At 72.9% G+C, this 15,085-nt stretch carries 10 protein-coding genes; 4 read left to right on the top strand and 6 right to left on the bottom strand.

Annotation, left to right across the window (positions count from 1 at the left end; genetic code table 11):
* Window positions 1-17: 17 nt before the first annotated feature.
* A complete protein-coding gene (locus DEH69_RS06205; protein ID WP_258534473.1) occupies window positions 18-494 on the bottom strand; it encodes an Rv3235 family protein in 477 nt (158 codons plus the stop codon).
* A 210-nt stretch (window positions 495-704) separates the two neighbouring features.
* On the opposite strand from DEH69_RS06205, the gene DEH69_RS06200 reads away from it, so the two are divergent.
* The 3 genes from DEH69_RS06200 to DEH69_RS06190 all read left to right on the top strand — a co-directional run bounded on the left by DEH69_RS06200 (window position 705) and on the right by DEH69_RS06190 (window position 7,261).
* Window positions 705-1,208: a hypothetical protein gene (locus DEH69_RS06200; RefSeq protein ID WP_113685856.1), complete on the top strand. Its 504-nt coding sequence runs from the start codon at window positions 705-707 to the stop codon at window positions 1,206-1,208.
* Between the two features lie 103 nt (window positions 1,209-1,311).
* On the top strand, window positions 1,312-2,010 hold the full coding sequence (locus DEH69_RS06195) for an HAD family hydrolase (protein WP_113685855.1): 699 nt from the start codon (window positions 1,312-1,314) through the stop codon (window positions 2,008-2,010).
* Between the two features lie 286 nt (window positions 2,011-2,296).
* Window positions 2,297-7,261, top strand: a complete 4,965-nt coding sequence (locus DEH69_RS06190; RefSeq protein WP_113685854.1) for an NAD-glutamate dehydrogenase — start codon at window positions 2,297-2,299, stop codon at window positions 7,259-7,261.
* A 32-nt stretch (window positions 7,262-7,293) separates the two neighbouring features.
* On the opposite strand, the gene DEH69_RS06185 is transcribed toward DEH69_RS06190, so the two are convergent.
* Window positions 7,294-7,893, bottom strand: coding sequence for a helix-turn-helix domain-containing protein (locus tag DEH69_RS06185; protein ID WP_220131198.1), 600 nt, complete (start codon window positions 7,891-7,893; stop codon window positions 7,294-7,296).
* Between the two features lie 113 nt (window positions 7,894-8,006).
* On the opposite strand from DEH69_RS06185, the gene DEH69_RS06180 reads away from it, so the two are divergent.
* Entirely contained in the window at window positions 8,007-8,948 is a 942-nt protein-coding gene (locus DEH69_RS06180) for a class I SAM-dependent methyltransferase (RefSeq protein WP_258534472.1), read from the top strand.
* On the opposite strand, the gene DEH69_RS06175 is transcribed toward DEH69_RS06180, so the two are convergent.
* The 4 genes from DEH69_RS06175 to DEH69_RS06160 all read right to left on the bottom strand — a co-directional run bounded on the left by DEH69_RS06175 (window position 8,929) and on the right by DEH69_RS06160 (window position 14,994).
* Entirely contained in the window at window positions 8,929-11,163 is a 2,235-nt protein-coding gene (locus DEH69_RS06175) for a CDP-glycerol glycerophosphotransferase family protein (RefSeq protein WP_113685884.1), read from the bottom strand. The two genes, DEH69_RS06180 and DEH69_RS06175, sit on opposite strands and share 20 nt — an antisense overlap.
* Before the next feature lie 208 nt (window positions 11,164-11,371).
* On the bottom strand, window positions 11,372-12,271 hold the full coding sequence (locus DEH69_RS06170) for a carbohydrate ABC transporter permease (protein WP_258534476.1): 900 nt from the start codon (window positions 12,269-12,271) through the stop codon (window positions 11,372-11,374).
* A 23-nt stretch (window positions 12,272-12,294) separates the two neighbouring features.
* The gene (locus DEH69_RS06165; protein ID WP_113685851.1) at window positions 12,295-13,596 is read right to left on the bottom strand and encodes a carbohydrate ABC transporter permease; all 1,302 of its coding nucleotides are present in this window, start codon (window positions 13,594-13,596) and stop codon (window positions 12,295-12,297) included.
* Between the two features lie 27 nt (window positions 13,597-13,623).
* Window positions 13,624-14,994, bottom strand: coding sequence for an ABC transporter substrate-binding protein (locus DEH69_RS06160; RefSeq protein ID WP_113685850.1), 1,371 nt, complete (start codon window positions 14,992-14,994; stop codon window positions 13,624-13,626).
* Between the last annotated feature and the right edge of the window lie 91 nt (window positions 14,995-15,085).

Here is a 15,085-nt window from a genome sequence, read left to right as displayed (position 1 = left end):
GCGGCCGGTCGCCTGGCTCATGGCGCCGTGTCCAACTCGACCGCGCAGCACTGCCAGTGGGCGGTGCCGGGGCGGCGTTCGAGGCGGAAGGCCAGGGCCCGGGTCCGGCCGCCCGCCGCGACGCGGACGAACGCCTCGATGGCCTCGCTGCTCGGATGGCTCGCCCCGACGCCGCGGATGACCGGCGCCCGGCACCCGGCCGGTGGCCGCAGGGGGGCGTGCGGCGCGAGCAGCACCAGCTGGTCGTACGCCCGTGCGCGGGCGTGCGCCATCAGCGAGTGCACGGGGCGCTGGCCGCTGAGCACGAGGACGAGCTGCTGGGCGAACCAGTCCTGCGGCTTGGGGTGCGGGCGGCGCGCGAGCGGCACCCGGGCCGCTGGGCGACGGGAGCTGGCGCGGCGGACATCGCTACGGCACAGGTCGGCGCGGCCTCTGGGCGCGCGATATCCGGTCTGGCTCCCGGTCTGGCTCCCGGTCTGGCTCCCGGTTTTCACGAGTGGGCCTCCCCCGATGAAGGAACGCCGGGGGCCGAGCCCCGGCATCAAGCTACCGACGAGTAACTATCGCGGATTGTAAGGCTCCAATCACCCAGAGGCAAGGGCCTGTCGCCCTGATACAGTGAGCGGCCCCGCGGGCCAGGGCGAGATCCCGTCGCTCCCGCGCCCTCTTGCCAGGACAACGGCGCTTCTCGAAAGGGGCCGTTCATGCGCGTCTATGTGCCCCTCACGCTGTCGTCGCTCGCCGAGCTGCACCGCATGGAGAAGCTCGGCCCCGCCCCCGTGACCGCCTACGCCGTCACCCCCGCGCTGCGCGAGTGGTATCTCTCGGGCGGCGAGGAGGAGTTGGAGTACGCCGCGCTCAGCAGGGCGGCCGCCGCCTCGCTGCGGCTGCTGGCCGCCGAGCCCGGCGTGGCCAGGCGGCGGGTCGTGGCGGCGGCCGACGTGCCCGACCGGGCCACGGTCGCCGACCCCGATCAGGCGCTGCTGGTCGAGTCGTTGGGCGAGGTGCGGCTGACCGAGCCGGTGCCGCTGCACGCGCTGGCCTCCGTGCACGTCGACGGGGACGAGGCCGAGCCCGATGTCACGGCCGCCGCCGACGCGTTGGGCGCGGCCGACCAGGGCGACGACGACGCGCGGTTCGTCGTGGACGGGGCCGCCGACCACGAGCTGCTCTGGTACGGCGTGCAGGAGATCGACCGCCTGGTCTGACCCCCGACGTGACCCCCGGCGTGACCCCCCGTGTGACGCCGATCGCTCCCCGACGCCCCCTGGGCCGGGGACGATTGTCGGTGGGGCGTCGTACTGTCGAGGCATGGCTTCAGGGAACGGCTCGACGCGATCGGATCACATCGTCTGGGACTGGAACGGCACGCTGCTTCACGACATCGACGTGGTGGTCGAGGCGACCAACGTCTCGTTCGCCGAGATCGGCATACCCCCCATCACGCTTGAGCGTTACCGCGAGCTGTACTGCGTGCCCGTGCCGCGGTTCTACGAGCGGCTGATCGGTCGGCTGCCGACCGACGACGAGTGGGCTGTGATGGACAGCACATTCCACCGGCACTACTTCGCGCGGGCCGACTCGGCCGCGCTCGCCGAGGGTGCCGCGGCGCTCCTCGCGGCCTGGCAGGAGGCGGGCCGCACGCAGTCGGTGTGCTCCCTCGCGCCCCATGAGCGGCTGCTGCCGTGGGTCACGCGCCTCGGTATACACCGCCACTTCCTGCGCGTCGACGGGAACGTCACGGACGGCGTCGTGACGGGCAAGGCCGAGCAGATGGCGCGCCATCTCGCGGCGCTCTCCGCCCTGCCCAGCGGGCTCGACCCCGAGCGCGTGGTGGTGATAGGCGACGCCACGGACGACGCGGCCGCCGCCGCGCACGCCGGGGCGAAGGCCGTGCTGTACACGGGGGGTTCGCACAGCAGGCGCAGCCTGCTCGCGGCGGGGGTTCCGGTGGTGGACACGCTGGACGAGGCGGTGCGCACGGCCCAGGAGCTGTTCGCGCGGGCGTGAACGCCCGGTGAGCTTCCCGCGATCCGGTGGTGAACCGGCACTCCGTTTTTCATCCCATGTCGACCCACCCGTTATCGAGGGGGCGCTAGCCTGGTCGTCGTGATCAGTGCGACAGCGCCTGGACGCCAGGGCGAAGGCGACGCGGCCCCGCCCCGGAATCCGCGTACCCGCGGGGCTGTTCGGCCACTGACTCCTACCGCCGGGCGCGGCCATGCCATCACAGCGAGCGTCGCCCGGTGACCGTTTCTCGACGTCACGCAACGGCGCGCGACAGGAGCAAGAGGACATGCACAGCAAGCTGGACGAAGCCAAGGCTGAACTACTGACACAGGCCGCGCAGGTGGCCGACCGCGGCACCGCGGGAGGGCCCCCGGGGCACGGCCTGGACTCCGAGGCGGTCGTGGCGTACCTCCAGCGCTACTACCTCTATGTCGCCCCCGAGGACATCGTCCAGCGGGACCCGGTCGACCTGTACGGCGCGGCGTTCTCGCACTACCGTCTCGCCGCCGAGCGGCCGCAGGGCACCGCAAGGATCCGCGTCCACAGCCCGACGGTCGAGGAGATGGGCTGGACGTGCAGCCACTCCGTCGTCGAGGTGATCAGCGACGACATGCCCTTCCTCGTCGACTCCGTGACGAACGAGCTCTCCCGCCAGGGCCGGGGGATCCACCTCGTCGTGCACCCGCAGATCGTCGTGCGGCGCGATGTCACGGGGAAGCTGCTCGAGGTGCTCGACGCGGGCCGTGACCCCGAGGGCCCCGCCGCGACCACCTACCACCCCGACGAGCTGCCGGACGACGCGGTCATCGAGAGCTGGATCCACGTCGAGATCGACCTGGAGACCGACCACGGCGACCTCGCGGGCATCGAGGCCGGCCTGCGGACCGTGCTCAGCGACGTCCGCGAGGCCGTGGAGGACTGGCAGAAGATGCGCGGCACCGCGCTGCGCATCGCCGACGGGCTCCCCGAAGAGGCGCTGCCCGCGACGCTGCCCGAGCCCGACGTCGAGGAGGCCAGGGAGCTGCTGCGGTGGCTGGCCGCCGACCACTTCACGTTCCTCGGGTACCGCGAGTACGAGCTGGCGCGCGAGCCCGACGACGGCTCGGGCGACGTGCTGCGCGCCGTCCCCGGCACCGGCCTTGGCATCCTGCGCTCCGACCCCGCGCACGACCGCGACTCGCCGCACCCCAACGCGTCGGCGGCGTTCGCCCGCCTCTCGCCCTCGGCGCGCGGCAAGGCGCGCGAGCCGAGGCTGCTGATCCTCACCAAGGCCAACAGCCGCGCCACCGTGCACCGCCGCTCCTATCTCGACTACGTCGGGGTCAAGACGTTCGACGCCGAGGGCCGGGTCACGGGGGAGCGGCGCTTCCTCGGGCTCTTCTCCGCCGCCGCCTACACCGAGTCGGTGCGCCGCATCCCGGTCATCAGGCGCAACGTCGCCAAGGTGCTCGCCTCGGCGGGGTTCGCGCCCGACAGCCACAGCGGCCGCGACCTGCTCCAGATCCTGGAGACCTATCCGCGCGACGAGCTGTTCCAGACTCCGGTCGGCACGCTGCGCTCCATCGCCACGTCCGTGCTGCACCTCCAGGAGCGGCGCAGGCTGCGGCTGTTCCTGAGGCAGGAGGAGTACGGGCGGTACTACTCGGCGCTGGTGTATCTGCCGCGCGACCGCTACACGACGTCGGTCAGGCTGCGGCTGACCGACATCCTCGTCGAGGAGCTGTCGGGCACCAGCGTGGACTTCAGCGGGTGGAACACCGAATCGGTGCTCTCCCGGCTGCACTTCGTGGTCCGCGTCGAGCCCGGCACCGAGCTGCCCGAGCTGACCGAGCCTGACGTGGACCGCATCGAGGCCAGGCTGGCCGAGGCGTCCCGCTCGTGGACCGACGGCTTCGCCGACGCCCTGGCGGCCGAGTGCGGCGAGGAGCGGGCCGCCGAGCTTGGCAGGCAGTATCTGGACGCCTTCCCCGAGGGGTACAAGGCGGACTTCGCCCCGCGCGTCGCCGTGACCGACCTCCAGTATGTCTCGGGCCTGCGCCCCGACGCCGGGCGGGACTTCGCGCTCAGCCTCTACGAGCCGGTGGACGCGGGCCCCGGCGAGCGGCGTTTCAAGATCTACCGCACGGGCGAGCCCGTCTCGCTCTCCGCGGTGCTCCCCGTGCTCCAGTGCCTGGGCGTCGAGGTGGTCGACGAGCGGCCCTACGAGCTGCGGCCCGTCGGCGGAGGGACCGCCTGGATCTACGACTTCGGCCTGCGGATCCCCGAGCGCCTGGCCGGTGGCCTGGTCGGCGACGGCAGGGAGCGCTTCCAGGACGCGTTCTCCGCCGCGTGGACCGGCGCGGCGGAGAACGACGGGTTCAACGCCCTGGTGCTCACCGCCGGGCTCACCTGGCGCGAGGCGATGGTGCTGCGCGCCTACGCCAAGTACCTGTGGCAGGCGGGCGCCCGGTTCACCCAGGAGCGCATGGAGGCGACCCTCAGGAAGAACGCCCACACCACGCGCCTCCTGGTGAACCTCTTCGAGGCCCGCCTCTCCCCGCAACGCCAGGGCGCGGGCCGGGAGTTGACCGACGGCCTGCTCGAGGAGCTGGACGGCGCGCTCGAGCACGTGGCCAACCTCGACGAGGACCGCATCCTGCGCGCGTTCCTCACGGTGATCAAGGCCACTCTCCGGACGAACTACTTCCAGAGCGGCGGGGACGGCGCGCCCCACGCCTATCTGTCGATGAAGCTGGAGCCCAAGGCCATCCCCGAGCTGCCCGAGCCGCGCCCGGCGTTCGAGATCTGGGTGTACTCGCCCCGGGTCGAGGGCGTGCACCTGCGCTTCGGCAAGGTGGCGCGCGGCGGGCTGCGCTGGTCCGATCGGCGCGAGGACTTCCGTACCGAGATCCTGGGCCTGGTGAAGGCCCAGGAAGTGAAGAACACCGTGATCGTGCCCGTCGGCGCCAAGGGCGGGTTCGTGGGCAAGCGGCTGCCCGACCCGGCCGCCGACCGCGACGCGTGGCTGGCCGAGGGCATCGCGTGCTACCGGACGTTCATCTCGGGCCTGCTCGACATCACGGACAACCTGGTGGACGGCCGGGTCGCGCCCCCGGACGGCGTCGTGCGGCACGACGGCGATGACACCTACCTGGTGGTCGCGGCCGACAAGGGCACCGCGACGTTCTCCGACATCGCCAACGAGGTCGCCGTCTCGTACGGCTTCTGGCTCGGCGACGCGTTCGCCTCGGGCGGCTCGGCCGGGTACGACCACAAGGGCATGGGCATCACCGCGCGCGGCGCCTGGGAGTCGGTCAAGCGGCACTTCAGGGAGCTGGGGCACGACACCCAGACCGAGGACTTCACGGTCGCCGGGATCGGCGACATGTCGGGCGACGTGTTCGGCAACGGCATGCTGCTGTCCAAGCACATCAGGCTGGTCGCCGCGTTCGACCACCGGCACATCTTCCTCGATCCCACCCCGGACGCGGCCCGCTCGTTCGCCGAGCGGCGGCGGCTGTTCGCGCTGCCGCGCTCGTCGTGGGCCGACTACGACGCGTCGCTGCTGTCCAAGGGCGGCGGGATCCACCCGCGTTCGGCCAAGTCCATCCCGGTCACCCCGCAGGTCCGCCAGGCCCTGGGCATCGAGGGCTCGGCGCCCTCGCTCACCCCGGCCGAGCTGATGCAGGCCATCCTGCGCGCCCCCGTTGACCTGCTGTGGAACGGCGGGATCGGCACCTATGTGAAGGCGGCGGGGGAGACCCACGCCGACGCGGGCGACAAGGCCAACGACGCGATCCGGGTCAACGGGCGCGAGCTGCGCGCCAAGGTCGTCGGCGAGGGGGGGAACCTCGGCCTGACCCAGCGCGGCCGCATCGAGTACGCGGCCTCGGGCGGCCGGTGCAACACCGACGCCATCGACAACAGCGCGGGCGTCGACACCTCCGACCACGAGGTAAACATCAAGATCCTGCTCAACGCCGTGGTGGCCAACGGCGATCTGACGGTCAAGCAGCGCAACGCCCTGCTGGCCCGGATGACCGACGAGGTCGGCGCCCTCGTCCTGCGGAACAACTACGCGCAGAACGTCGCCCTGGCCAACGGCGCGGCCACCGCGCCCGGGCTGATCCTGGCCCACCAGCGGTTTATCGCCCGGCTCACCGGGGAGGGCAGGCTGGATCGCGAGCTGGAGTTCCTGCCGTCCGACGACGAGTTCCGCGAGCGGCGCGCCGCGGGGCGCGGGCTGACCCAGCCCGAGCTGGCGGTGCTGCTCGCCTACGCCAAGCTGACGGTCACCGGCGAGCTCCTCGGCACCGAGCTGCCCGACGACCCGTATGTCGGCCGCCTGCTGCACGCGTACTTCCCCTCGGCGCTGCGCGAGCGCTTCCCCGACCGGATCGAGATGCACGCGCTGCGCCGGGAGATCATCACCACCCTGCTGGTCAACGACACGATCAACGTGGCGGGTTGCTCGTTCGTCCACCGGATGCAGGAGGAGTCGGGCGCGGCCACCGAGGAGATCGTCAGGGCGCACACCGCGTCGCGCGCGATCTTCGGCCTGGCCGAGATCTGGGACACGGCCGAGAGCCTGGACAACGTGGTGGAGGCCGAGGTCCTGACCCGGCTGCGGCTGCACGCGAGGCGGCTGGTGGAGCGCGGCGCCCGCTGGCTGCTGAACAACCGCCCGCAGCCGCTCAAGCTGGCCGACACGATCGACCTGTTCGCCGACCGGGTCGGGCAGGTGTGGCAGGAGCTGCCGAAGCTGCTGCGCGGCCTTGACCTGGAGTGGCACACCGCGCGCCTCGACGAGCTGGTGGCGGGCGGCATCCCGACGGAGCTGGCGCAGCGGGTGGCGGGGTTCTCGGCGGCGTTCCCGACGCTGGACATCGTGGCGGTCGCCGACCGCACCGCGCGCCCGCTGCTCGATGTCGCCGAGGTGTATTTCCACCTCAGCGACGAGCTGGGGATCTCCGACCTCCAGAACAGGATCAGCGAGCTGCCGCGCGCCGACCGCTGGCAGTCCATGGCGCGCACGGCGATCCGCGAGGACCTGTACGCCGCGCACCAGTTGATCACGGCCGATGTGCTGGCGGCTGGCGACGCGGACGCGGCGCCCGAGGAGCGGTTCGCGGCCTGGTCCCGGCGGAACGCCGCGATCCTCGGCCGGGCCAGGGGCACCCTGGGGGAGATCCAGTCGTCGGAGAGCTTCGACCTGGCGAATCTGTCGGTGGCGATGCGTACGATGCGTGCGCTGCTGCGCAGCAACAGGTAGCGGCGCCAGCGGCGCCAGCGGCGCCAGCGGTCTCAGCCGGTCTCAGCCGGTGGGGCCGCGGACGCCCTGGGGCGGGCGCGGACGTGCATGCGCTCGCCCTGGGGCCCGAAGAGGCTCAGCACCTCGACGGGCCGTGGATCCGCGCTGCCGAACCAGTGGGGCAGTCTGGTGTCGAACTCCGCCGCCTCGCCCTGGCCAAGCACGATGTCCCGTTCGGCCAGCACCAGCCGCAGCCGCCCGGCCAGCACGAAGAGCCATTCATAGCCCTCGTGGGTGCGCGGCTCCGGCTCGCCCCGCTCCGGAATGATCATCTTGTACGCCTGAAGCGGGCCGGGCTGCCGCGTCAGCGGGATCACGGTGTGGCCGTGCACCGTGCGCGGCACCAGGCGCACGCGCGGGTCGCCCGTCTCGGGGGCGCCCACCAGCTCGTCGAGCGCCACGCGATGCGCCCTGGCGATGGGCAGCAGCAGCTCGAGGCTGGGCCGCCGCTGCCCCGACTCAAGACGGGAGAGCGTGCTCTTGGAGATCCCGGTCGCCTCGGACAGCGCGGCCAGCGTCACGCCGCGCGCCGTCCGCACCCGCCGCAGCCGGGGCCCGACCCCGGCGAGCACATCGGTCATGTCAGCCGTCATGGCGACATCCAAGCGAGTGCGTCCCGGAAATGGCAACGTGAGTTGCTCCCGGCGCCGCCGCGGCCCAGGCTCGCCCTGAGTACCCCCGCGTGAGCCGAACCCAGGAGGACCCCTTGACCCACAGCGACGACGGCCACCCGCACGGCGATCCGCACCCGCACGGAGACGGGCACGGAGACCGCCATGGCCATGCCCACAGTCATGGCCATGGCGCCGACGACGTCGACTGGGAGGCCATGGCCGACCAGCTGGAACGCGGCGGTGAGCTGCACCGCCCCGCCGTGGCCGAGGCCGCGGCCTGGCTGCGCGAGCGGCTGCCCGACGAGCCCCGCCTGATCCTGGACGTGGGCAGCGGCCCAGGCGTCGGCACGTGCGTGCTGGCCGAGGCGTTCCCCGGCGCCGAGGTGGTCGCGGTCGACGGCGCCGAAGGGCTGCTCGAACGCGCCACCGCCCGCGCCCAGCGCCTCGGGCTCGGCGACCGCGTGCGCGTCCACCGGGCGGAGCTGCCCGAAGGACTCGACGCGTTCGGCGGCGTTGACCTGATCTGGACGAGCAGGTTTGTGCACCATGTGGGCGACCAGCGGGCGGCGTTGGCCGCGCTGGGCGGGGTGCTGCGCCCTGGCGGGCTGCTCGCGGTGGGCGAGGGCGGGCTGCCCGTCAGGTTTCTGCCGAGCCACCCTGGCGTCGGCCGCCCCGGCCTCCAGGCCAGGCTGGACGCGGCGGGCGAGGAGTGGTTCGGCGAGATGCGCGCGCAGCTGCCGGGCGCCGTGGACGCCGTGGACGACTGGCCCGCGCTGCTGACCGCCGCCGGGCTCACCCCCGCGGGCAGCCGCAGCTTCCTGATCGACCACCCTGCGCCGCTCGGCGAGGTGGGCCGCGCCTATCTGCACGCCCACCTCACCCGGATCAGGGCGAACGACGGCGACCGGCTCGCGCCCGAGGACCGCACGGCGCTCGACGCGCTGCTCGCGCCCGACGGGATCCTTGCGCGCCCCGACGTGTTCTATCTGACGGCCTCAACGGTCCACACCGCCCTCACCCCACCCGCCGCCTGAGCCCGCCGCCCGGCGCGAGGGAGAGCCGGGGGCGCGGGGCGACGGCCGCGGGGGCCGGGCGGCGTTCGGCCTCGGGGACGGTCGGCGGGATGCCGCGCCCGCCGAAGAAGACCTGGCGCACGACGCGTTCGGCGGCGTATCCGTCGTCGTGCGGGCAGAACCTTCGCCGGAACGCCGCCCGCCGCTCCGCCCCCTCGCGCCCGGTCCACAGCGCCGCGCCCGACAGCGCCGCCGCCAGCTCGGCCGGGGTGCGCGTCACGGGACCAGGCGCGGCGGCGGGCAGGTCGAGATAGGCGCCGTGCACCGCGCGGTACGCGTCCCAGTCGTCGGCGTGCAGGACGATGGGCCGGTCGAGGTTGGCATAGTCGAACAGCACCGGCGCGTAGTCGGTGACCAGCGCGTCCGCCGCCAGGCACAGCTCCTCGACCCGGGGGTGCGCGGAGACATCGAGCACGCCCGCGCCCGTCGCCACGCCGGGGGCGCGCACCAGCAGCAGAAAGCCGGGGCCGAGCGCCCGCGCGAGCCACCGCGGGTCGAGGCGTGGCGGGCGCCCCCGGTCGTAGCCGCGCCGCGCGGGCGCGTACAGGATCGCCAACACGCCGTCCGGAACGCCGAGGTCGGCCCGCACCCGGCGCACGTCGTCGCCCGTGGCGGTGTGGAAGAGATCGGCCCGGGGCGAGCCGAACTCCAGGGTCAGATAGTCCGCGGGATAGGCGCCCTCGGTGGCCAGGGTGGCGTGGCGGCTGGCGGAGAGGCAGTAGTCCCAGCTGTCGATCTGGCGCAGCAGGCGCGGCAGGTCGCGCGGGGCCGCGTCGAGCCCGGTGTGGGTGAGCGGGGTGCCGTGGTGGGTCTGGAGGCGGAGCTGTCCCGCGCGCGGGCGCAGGGCGTCGGGGAAGCCGTTGTCGCTGATGAGGTAGCGGGCGCGGGCCATGGCGGCCAAGTAGGGCGCGGTGCCGGGGGCGAGCCGGTCGCCGGGGGGCGCGTTCTCGTCGGGTGACGCGTTTCCTCCTGGTGACGCGTTTCCTGCGGGGGGCGTGACCCAGGCGGTGCGGATGCCGGGCGCCATCTCGCGGAGCTTGGCCTCGATCGCGGCCGGGTGCCCGGTGCGGCCGCCGACGCTCGTGAAGACGGCGAGCCGGTGGTTCACCGGGAGGCGCCGCTGGACCAGATAGTGCGCGCGCAGCAGCCAGGCGCGCAGGCGCCCCCGCGCGCGGGCGCGCAGTCGCCGGGCCAAGCGCTGGCAGGCGCCCACCAGTTGGAACGCGCGCCGGGCGCCGAGGCGCATCAGCAGCGCGCGCGACCCCTGCCGCCCGCGCCCGCCGATCGCGGTCGCGCCCGACGCGGCCCGGCGGCGGCGGCACAGCGCGGCGGCGCGCCGGAAGAACTCCGCGCGGTCGCCCGCGGGCAGCCGGTCCTTCGCGTGGTAGACGGCCGTGAGGTGGTCGACCATGCGGCGGTGGACGGCGGGCCGCCACCGGTCGCCGCCCGGCAGCGCGGCCAGCCGGGCGAAGACGCGCTCGTACTGGGTCAGCACGTCGAAGTGGCCGCGGCCCGCCGTCCGCGTCCTGCCGCCGCTCCTGCGGCCCCGGTGCTCGACGCAGACCCGGTCGAGCACGGCGATGGACGCGGCCGCGGCGAGCGCCGCGTAGACGAACGGCAGGTCCTGGTAGTGCCCCGAGGGAAAGCGCAGATCGAGCCCTTCGACGAGATCGCGGCGGTAGGCGGCGCCCCAGGCGACGGGCGGCAGGCGCAGCAGCGTGGGGCGTTCGGCCAGGGTGAACGCGCCGGGCGCGCGCTGAGTGAGAAGCCCGGGGCGCGTGCCGGGGGCGCTCGCGCCGTGCCATGCGATCCGCACATGGTCGAACAGCAGCAGGTCCGGCGTGCCCGTGGCGGTCAGGCGCTCGGCGACGGCCGCGAGGGCGCCGGGCGCGAGGGTGTCGTCGCCGTCGAGGAAGAGGACGTAGTCGCCCCTGGCCCGGTCGAGGGCGGCGTTGCGCGCGGGCCCGGGGCCGACGGCGCGCTCCATGCGCAGCCCGGCGACGCGGGGGTCGTCGGCGGCGGCCTCGGCGATGATCTCGCCGCAGGCGTCGGGGGAGGCGTCGTCCACGGCGATCAGCTCGAAGTCCCCGAAGTCCTGGGAGCGTACGGACGCGAGGCAGGCGGGGAGCTGGGCCTGGATCCGGTGGGCGGGCACGATGATGCTGAAGCGGGGCACGGCGACATCCAGGGGCGTCCGGAGGGCGAAGGCATCGGGATACACCGACCATCCGATAATCGCCCTTCCGGACGAGGATTCGGGGGAACCGGCGCCCTGGAGGCCGCCCTTTCCCCCGTTCGGCCGACCCGGCGCACCGCCCCGTGCCCCGACCCGGCGCACCGCCCCGTGCCCCGACCCGCGCCCCGGATCGGCCGAACGCGAAGCGCTACTTCACCGCGCCCGCCATCACGCCCGACACGAACTGCCGCTGGAAGGCGAAGAAGATCGCCAGCGGGATGACCATCGTCAGGAACGCCCCGGGCGCCAGCACGTCGAAGTTGCTGCCGAGCTGCCGCATCTCCTGCTGGAGTGCCACCGTCATGGGCGGCGAGCCCGAGTCGGCGAAGATCAGCGCGACCAGCATGTCGTTCCACACCCACATGAACTGGAAGATCGCGAGCGCCGCGATCGCCGGGCCGCCGAGCGGCAGCACCACCCGGGTGAACAGCCGCAGCTCGCCCGCCCCGTCGAGGCGCGCTGCCTCGAGCAGCTCCCGAGGGATCTCCGCGAAGAAGTTCCTCAGCAGGAAGATGGCGAACGGCAGCCCGAAGGCCGTGTGGAAGATGACCACGCCGAGCGTCGTCTCGAAGATGCCGAGCGAGTTGAACAGCCGCGCCACCGGGATCAGCGCCACCTGCACCGGCACCACGAGCAGGGCGACGACCAGCAGGAACCACCAGTCGCGGCCGGGGAAGTCAAGCCAGGCGAAGGCATAGGCGGCCGCCGCGCCCAGGACGATCACCAGCACCGTCGAGGGAACGGTGATGGCCACCGTGGTCCAGATCGAGCTGGTGAAGTTGTCGCTGGAGAGCAGCGCGTCGTAGTTGCCCCACGTGAGCTGGTCGAGATCCGTAAGGGTTTCCCACCAGCCCGTGGACGCGATGTCCCTGGCGTCGCGGAACGACGAAGCGAACAGGCCCGCGGTCGGCAGCAGCCACACCACGGCGAGCACGACGAGGACGACCCGTACGCCGCCGCCCGCGGCGATGGAGGCGAGCCGGGAGGCGACCGACGGCTTCGGCGGCCCCGCGGGGGAGACCTGCCGGGCGTCCGCCGGCTCCGGCAGTTGAGCGGTCTTGGTGGGAGTGGTCACCGCGCGTTCTCCCGTCGCAGCCTACGCAGATTGATGTACATCACCGGCAGCACCAGCAGGAGCAGGACCACCGCGATGGCGCTGCCCACACCCTGGTTCGAGTCGGCGCCGAAGGACGACAGATAGAGCTGAAGGGCCAGCACGTTCGCCTCGTCCTGGCTTGCCGTCGGCGCGATGACATAGACGAGGTCGAAGATCTTCAGCACGTTGATCATCAGCGTCACCATCACCACCGCGAGCACGGGGGCGAGCAGCGGGACGGTGATGCGGCGGAAGACCTGCCACTCGTTGGCGCCGTCGACCCGCGCGGCCTCGAGCGTCTCGCGTGGCACGCTGGCCAGGCCCGCCGCGATGAGGACCATCGCGAAGCCCGCCCACATCCACACATAGCTGCCGATGATCGCCGGGGTGATCAGGGAGGGGCCGAGCCAGTCGGCGCCGTTGTAGGGGGCCGAGAAGTTGTCGGCCGCCATGCGGAGCTGGGCGCCGTCGGCCTCGGCGGGCAGCGAGAACGTCCCGTCGTCCGCCGTCTCGGCCTCCGCGACCACGCGGCCGTCCACCACCGCCTCGACGGCGATCCCGGCCAGCGCCTTCTCCTCGGGGTCGATGGCGCCGGGGGTGCCGCCGCCGCCCCGCGTGAAGTCCATCCACACCGTGCCCGTGACCGCGTCGGCCGCGGGCTCGGGCACCGCCGCCGTCTCGGCGTCCTCGAGCTCCGGCTGCGGGACCGCGACCAGCGGCAGCAGCGCCGTCCCGCCCGCCTCGGCGGGCGGCAGCAGGACATAGGAGCCGTCCTCCTGCGCCTCGATCGGGCCGTCGGGACGCGGCTGCGCGTCGGGCCAGGACGAGCCGTCCGTGAACGTGTCGTGCACGGTCGTCATGACCGCGTTGGCCACACCCCGGTCGGGGTTCTGCTCGTACACCAGCCGGAAGATGATGCCCGCGGCCAGCATCGAGATCGCCATCGGCATGAAAATGATCAGCTTGAACGCCGTCGCCCACCGTATGCGCTCGGTGAGCACCGCGAAGACCAGACCGAGCGCCGTGGCCACGGTCGGGGCCACCACGATCCAGATCAGGTTGTTCTGGAGGGCCGTCCTGATCCCGTCGTTGGTGAACAGCTCCTTGAAGTTGTCGAGGCCGACGAACGAGTCGCCCGACGCGTCGAAGAAGCTGCGCCACACCGAGTACCCGATGGGGTAGATGACCAGCGCGCCGAGCAGCAGCAGCGCGGGCAGCAGAAAGCACGCGACCGCCCAGGGCCGTGCCCTGATCACCGCCACCTTGCCGGATGCCATGGGAAGTTGTCTCCGTCCGTCTGGTCGTCAGTCGCCGTAGGCGTCGGCGGCCTGGGACTCCAGGTACGCCTGGGCCCCCTCGATGTCGTCGGGGTCGGCCAGGAAGTCCTGGAGCCCTCGCCACATGCCCTGCCCCGTCGTGCCACCGAACGCCGCCGGGGTCTGGTCGGACAGGTCGAACCTGAAGTCGTCGCCCGCCGCGATCAGCGCCTCGGCGATGCCGCGCTGCACGTCGTTGGGGTACGCCTCGAACTCCAGCGACTTGTTGGGCGAGATGAAGCCGCCCCGCTCGGCCCAGATGCGCGCCGCGTCCGTCGACGCGAGGAACGTCAGCATCGCCTGCTGCGCCTCGCTCGCCTCGCCGCTCGGCGCCACCGCCACCGCGGCGTCGCCCGCGCTGACGACGGGGGCGTCCCCGCCGCCCACGGAGGGGAACGGGAAGACCAGCGCGTCCTCGCCGATGACCGCGTCGGTGGTGTCGTTGATGACCGCGCCGACGAAGTCCGCCTCGAACACCATCCCGGCGTGCGGCGTGGTCAGGTCGATGAACGTCTGGGTGACGGAGTCGGGGAAGATCGTCTGGAGCGAGCCACCGGTGCCGTTGGCCAGCAGCCTCGACTCCCCGAAGACCTCGCCGAGGGCCGTCAGCGCCTCGGTGACGCTCGGGTCGGTCCACGGGATCTCGTGGGCGGCGAGCCGGTCGTACATCTCGCCACCGGCCACGGAGAGGTAGATGTTCTCGAACCAGTCCGTCAACGTCCAGCCGTCGCCGCCCGCCACGGAGAGCGGCGTCGTGCCCGACTCCCACAGCGTCCACGCGGTGGAGACGAAGTCGTCCCAGTCCGCGGGCGGTTCGACGCCCGCGTAGTCGAACGCCGCGGGGCTGTACCAGACCAGCGACTTGTTCGCTGCCTTGACATAGACGCCGTACTGCTCGCCCTCGTGGGAGCCGAGGTCCTGCCAGCCCTGCGTGAAGTTGGCGTCGAGCTGCTGTTGCACCGCGTCGTTCACCGGGGCAATCCAGCCGTTCTCGGCGAACTCCCGCAGCACGCCCGGCTGCGGCACCATCACCACGTCGGGCGGCGAGCCGCCCTCGATCTTCGTGCCGACGAACTGCGAGACGTTGTCGCCGCTGGGCACGAAGCTCACCGTGGCGCCGGTGAGCGACTCGAACTCGTCGAGCACGGCCTCGAAGTTCTCCCGCTCGGCGCCGGTCCAGACGGCGGAGACCTCGATCCGCTGGCCGCTGAGATCGGGCAGCTCGATCGTGGACTCTCTCTCGTCGCGGTCGCCGTCGCCGTCGTCACCGCACGCCGTCAGCGTCAGCGCGGACACGGCGATCAACGCCGCGGCCGCACGAGTGGCTCTCCGCCGGGAAGCCCGGCCCGAACCGCGCATTGAGCACCGCCCTCACCCGAATCAGGTGCGGCCGATGCCCTACCAAGCGCAGGGCCTGCCACGCCGCACGTCCTACGGGGGACTTTCCTAC

Origin of the sequence: Streptomyces sp. PT12 (assembly GCF_003311645.1) — a bacterium.
In the GTDB taxonomy this organism is placed as follows: domain Bacteria; phylum Actinomycetota; class Actinomycetes; order Streptomycetales; family Streptomycetaceae; genus Streptomyces.
The sequence above is the reverse complement of the archived record's forward strand: the minus strand, read 5'-3'. Positions and strand labels throughout refer to the sequence as shown.